Below are 3,846 nucleotides of genomic sequence, written 5' to 3'. Positions count from 1 at the left end.
TTTCATAAGTAGTTTTTACATCTTCTGAAGTAAATTCTCCAAAATCTATATTATTTTTTATAAAATGAAGACCTTTTTTTAATTCAAATTCGTATCTTAATTTATCATTACTTATTTTGTATGAATTAGCTAGTGCAGGAATTAATTCTTTATTATTATTTTTATAAAACAAACCTAAATATAATAAATTTACTAAATCATCATTTGGATTATAAATTGGATTTATATTATTTGGTTGATTTTTCATAGCTACTTTAATTAAATCAGCAGATAAAAAATTAATTGAAAACACTAAAAATAATAATAAAAACTTTTTCATAAGTATCCTTAAAATAGCAAGTAAAAAACTTGCTATTTCGTGATTAGAAGTTAGCTTTAATTTGTGCTACCCAGTTTGCAATTCTTTCGTCTGTTAAATCTTCTTGATTGTCATTATCTAATGCAAGACCAACGAATTTACCATCAACTACTGCTTCTGAATCTTCAAAATCATAACCATCAGTTGAAACTGCTCCAACTAAATTTGCACCAGCTTCTTTTAATGCCGCAGCTAATTTACCCATACCGCCGCAGAAAGTATCAGAATAGCTTGAGCTATCTCCCATACCAAATACAGCTACTGTTTTACCAGCTAATTTTAGACCACTAAAATCAAATGAATCCCAATCATCTTGTAAGTCACCACTACCCCAAGTTGAAGTTCCGCAAACTAATTTATCAAAACCATTTAGTTTATCAGCATCAACATCAGCGATATTTAATAATTCAGCACCTAGTGCTTCTGCAATTTTTTCTGCTGCGCCTTCTGTATTTCCCATAGCACTTCCGAAAACTACTGCTACTGACATAATTATCTCCTTAATTTGATTTGCGACATAATTTTACCATTTGAAATTATTGTTAATCATTAACCAAATTCTTTTTACAAAAACCTTAGTTATATTAATTTATTAATATAAGAATAAGTTAATATCACTTATCAAAAATCCTTATTATTACTTCATAATAATTATTAAATTAAAAATATTATTAAAAAATTTTTATTATTTACTAAGTATATTTTATTTTAAAATAAAATTATTATTAAACTTATTTTTTAATTAGGAGGTTTTATGAAAACTAAAGATAGAAGAGACTTTTTAAAGTTTTCTGGCTTAGTGTATGGCTCTATTTTAATGCCTAATATTGCTTTATCTAATAGTATAGATATTGATAATATAAAATGGGATGAATATTATGATGCAATAGTAATTGGAAGTGGTTTTGCAGGAAGTGCAGCTATGCTAAGTCTTTTGGATAATGGTATTAAAAATGTTGTTATGATTGATAAAATGCCTTATTTAGGTGGCAACTCGGCTTATTCAGGTGGTTCAATGGCTGTTGCTGGCTCAAAATTACAAGCTAGAGATGGAATAGTTGATGATATTAATCTACACATACAAGATACATTAAAAAGTGGTAAGAATTTAAATGATTTAGAATTAGTAAATATTATGATAAATGATGGAGTAAAAACTCTTGATTGGCTTATAGATAATGGAGTTAATTTTAAGTGGGTTAGCAGAAGTGGTGGTCATAGTGTTCCACGCTCTCATTCAGCAGGTGCAGGTAGTTATATCACAAGACCATTACAAGAACAAATTCTTAATAGAGGCGGTAAGATTTTAACAAGAGTTATAATGGATGATATTTTATATGATAAAAATCATAAAGTTGTTGGAATTAAAGTAAGAGAAAAATATCAATTTAACTTTGAGCGTGGATATGAAGAAAAAAACAATGAAAGTGGAATTACTAAATATTATAGAACCTTTGGTGGTATTATCTTAGCTACTGGCGGTTGGGGAGCTGATTTAAAATTTAGACAAATATTTGATTCTAGTTTAAGAGATGATGTATTAACCACAAATCATTTAGGAGCTACTGGCTACACAGCACAAAAACTAATAAATGATAATGTTAAATTCATAGATATGCAATATATTCAAAGTATGCACGTAACAAGTCAAGATGAAGGTGGTTTTGGATTTGCTTATAGATGGATTACTAGGGCTTATGCTTATGGAATGATGGTAAATCCTAAAACAGGAAAAAGATTTGTAAATGAAATTACGGATAGAAAACAAGGTAGCGATGCGATATTAGCTATGAATGAAAAAGGTTTAAATCCACCTGTTTTAATTATGGATATAAATGGCACTAAAACGGTTGATATAGAAGATTTAAATAGGGGCTTATTGGTTGGTGCTGTAAAACAATTTGAAACAATGGATGAATTAATAGCTCATTATAATATCAATAAAGAGCCTTTCTTAGAGCAGTTAAAAAGATACAATGAATATGTTGAACTTGCTTCAAAAGATAAAGATTATAAAGACCCAGAATTTAATCGCAATTTTTCAGATTATAAAGGAAAGTATATAAAAATAGAACAAGCTCCATTTTTTGCTGCAAGACCAGGACCAAAAGTTCATCATTGTATGGGTGGAGTAAAAACTAATAAAGATTGTGAAGTATATGATAATGATATGCAATTAATTCAAGGTTTGTATGCGTGTGGAGAAATTACTGGCGGAAGACACGGATATAATAGATTGGGTTCTAATGCGGTTTTAGATTGCTTAGTTTATGGAAAAAGAGCTGGAAATACTCTAGCAAAAAATTATAATTTATTAAGGGGTTAGCAATGAGATTTATTACTATTATATGTTTATTTGCCTGTTTTTTATTTGCAAATGAAAATGTATTAAAGGATTCGTTAGGAAAAGTAAATGTAGATTTTAGTGAAAAAGCCTATGAAGTTAAAGGAATTCATAAAAAATTAAATCTTAAGTGTAATGATTGCCACCTAGAAGCACAAGCGAAAGATTATTCATCAGCTATGCTAAATAGTTGTATAAAATGCCACGGGGATTATTCAAAACTAGCAGAATATACTGCAGGTTACGGACATAATAACAATGTTCATCAAAGCCCACATTATGATAAATTAGACTGCGATAATTGTCATAAAACTCATAAGCCATCTGTTAATATGTGTGCTAGATGCCATAGCCAAGAAATCTTAAAAAATTTAAAAGTAAAATAAAGGAGAATACATGAAAAATAAAATAGCTTTTACTTGTATGATAGTAATCATAACTCTTGTTTTAGTATTCTTAGGAGAAAAAATTGTTCATGTAACAGGCAAATATCCGTTTTGTGGAAGTTGCCATTCTTGGGATGGACCTATAGCAATCACAAATGTTAATGATGATATACACGGGGCTAAAAATCCTAAAGGAGTGGTAGTTAATTGTGCTGATTGTCATTTACCACACGATAATTTGGCAAAATACTTATTGACTAAAGCTAAAAACGGAATAGCAGAAGGCTTTACAACTTTAACAAAAGACCCCACTAAAAAAGATTGGCTAGCAAATAGAGAACACGCTAGAAAAAATTATACTTTTGATAGCTCTTGTCTAAAATGCCACGAAAATGCTTTCATAAAAGACAATGAAAGCACATTACCAATCCATCTTACTTATCTAAGCTTTAAAGGTAGTGCTGATGAGATGAAATGCACCGATTGTCATAAACATGTAGGGCATAAAGATTTAGCACAAACTTTATATGATTTAAAGGACACAACTCCACATAGTTGGGAAGATTGGGAAAAACAAAGAGCTAAGCAATAAGCTTAGCTAATAGAATTTAGAATTAATTCTAAATTCTATAAATTCTTTTTCAAACTTAACTCAAATTCTTTTTCAAACTTAACTCAAATTCTTTTTCAAACTTAACTCAAATTCTTTTTCAAACTTAACTCAAATTCTTTTTCAAACTTAACTCAAATTCTTTTTC

5 protein-coding genes are annotated in these 3,846 nt (G+C 29.1%); 3 read left to right on the top strand and 2 right to left on the bottom strand.

Annotated features, from left to right (window positions below; all coding sequences use genetic code 11):
* Together KJQ99_RS08795 and fldA are read right to left on the bottom strand one after the other, a co-directional pair.
* On the bottom strand, nucleotides 1-319 hold a 319-nt coding region (locus KJQ99_RS08795; RefSeq protein ID WP_502756521.1), incomplete at its 3' end, for a hypothetical protein.
* Nucleotides 320-362: 43 nt separating this feature from the next.
* Nucleotides 363-848 (bottom strand): flavodoxin FldA, encoded by a 486-nt coding sequence (fldA, locus tag KJQ99_RS08790; protein WP_214117907.1) that lies wholly within the window; start codon nucleotides 846-848, stop codon nucleotides 363-365.
* Nucleotides 849-1,112: 264 nt separating this feature from the next.
* Between fldA and KJQ99_RS08785 the strand changes: the two genes are divergently transcribed.
* Genes KJQ99_RS08785 through KJQ99_RS08775 form a run of 3 tightly spaced genes read left to right on the top strand, consistent with a single transcriptional unit; the run spans nucleotide 1,113 to nucleotide 3,680 of the window.
* Entirely contained in the window at nucleotides 1,113-2,684 is a 1,572-nt protein-coding gene (locus KJQ99_RS08785; RefSeq protein ID WP_214150572.1) for a flavocytochrome c, read from the top strand.
* A gap of 2 nt (nucleotides 2,685-2,686) precedes the next feature.
* Nucleotides 2,687-3,088 (top strand): cytochrome c3 family protein, encoded by a 402-nt coding sequence (locus KJQ99_RS08780; RefSeq protein ID WP_214120629.1) that lies wholly within the window; start codon nucleotides 2,687-2,689, stop codon nucleotides 3,086-3,088.
* A gap of 10 nt (nucleotides 3,089-3,098) precedes the next feature.
* Nucleotides 3,099-3,680 (top strand): cytochrome c3 family protein, encoded by a 582-nt coding sequence (locus tag KJQ99_RS08775; protein WP_214150571.1) that lies wholly within the window; start codon nucleotides 3,099-3,101, stop codon nucleotides 3,678-3,680.
* The last annotated feature ends 166 nt before the right edge of the window (nucleotides 3,681-3,846 follow it).

The organism is Campylobacter sp. 2018MI13, from assembly GCF_018501135.1.
Lineage (GTDB): Bacteria > Campylobacterota > Campylobacteria > Campylobacterales > Campylobacteraceae > Campylobacter_E.
Note: the sequence above shows the minus strand (reverse complement) of the source record. Positions and strands in the feature narration are given on the sequence as shown.

What these genes read in the sequence shown, in the direction of transcription:
- fldA (WP_214117907.1), bottom strand. Translation starts at nt 848, where the DNA reads ATGTCAGTAGCAGTAGTTTTCGGAAGTGCTATGGGAAATACAGAAGGC.
- KJQ99_RS08785 (WP_214150572.1), top strand. Translation starts at nt 1,113, where the DNA reads ATGAAAACTAAAGATAGAAGAGACTTTTTAAAGTTTTCTGGCTTAGTG.
- KJQ99_RS08780 (WP_214120629.1), top strand. Translation starts at nt 2,687, where the DNA reads ATGAGATTTATTACTATTATATGTTTATTTGCCTGTTTTTTATTTGCA.
- KJQ99_RS08775 (WP_214150571.1), top strand. Translation starts at nt 3,099, where the DNA reads ATGAAAAATAAAATAGCTTTTACTTGTATGATAGTAATCATAACTCTT.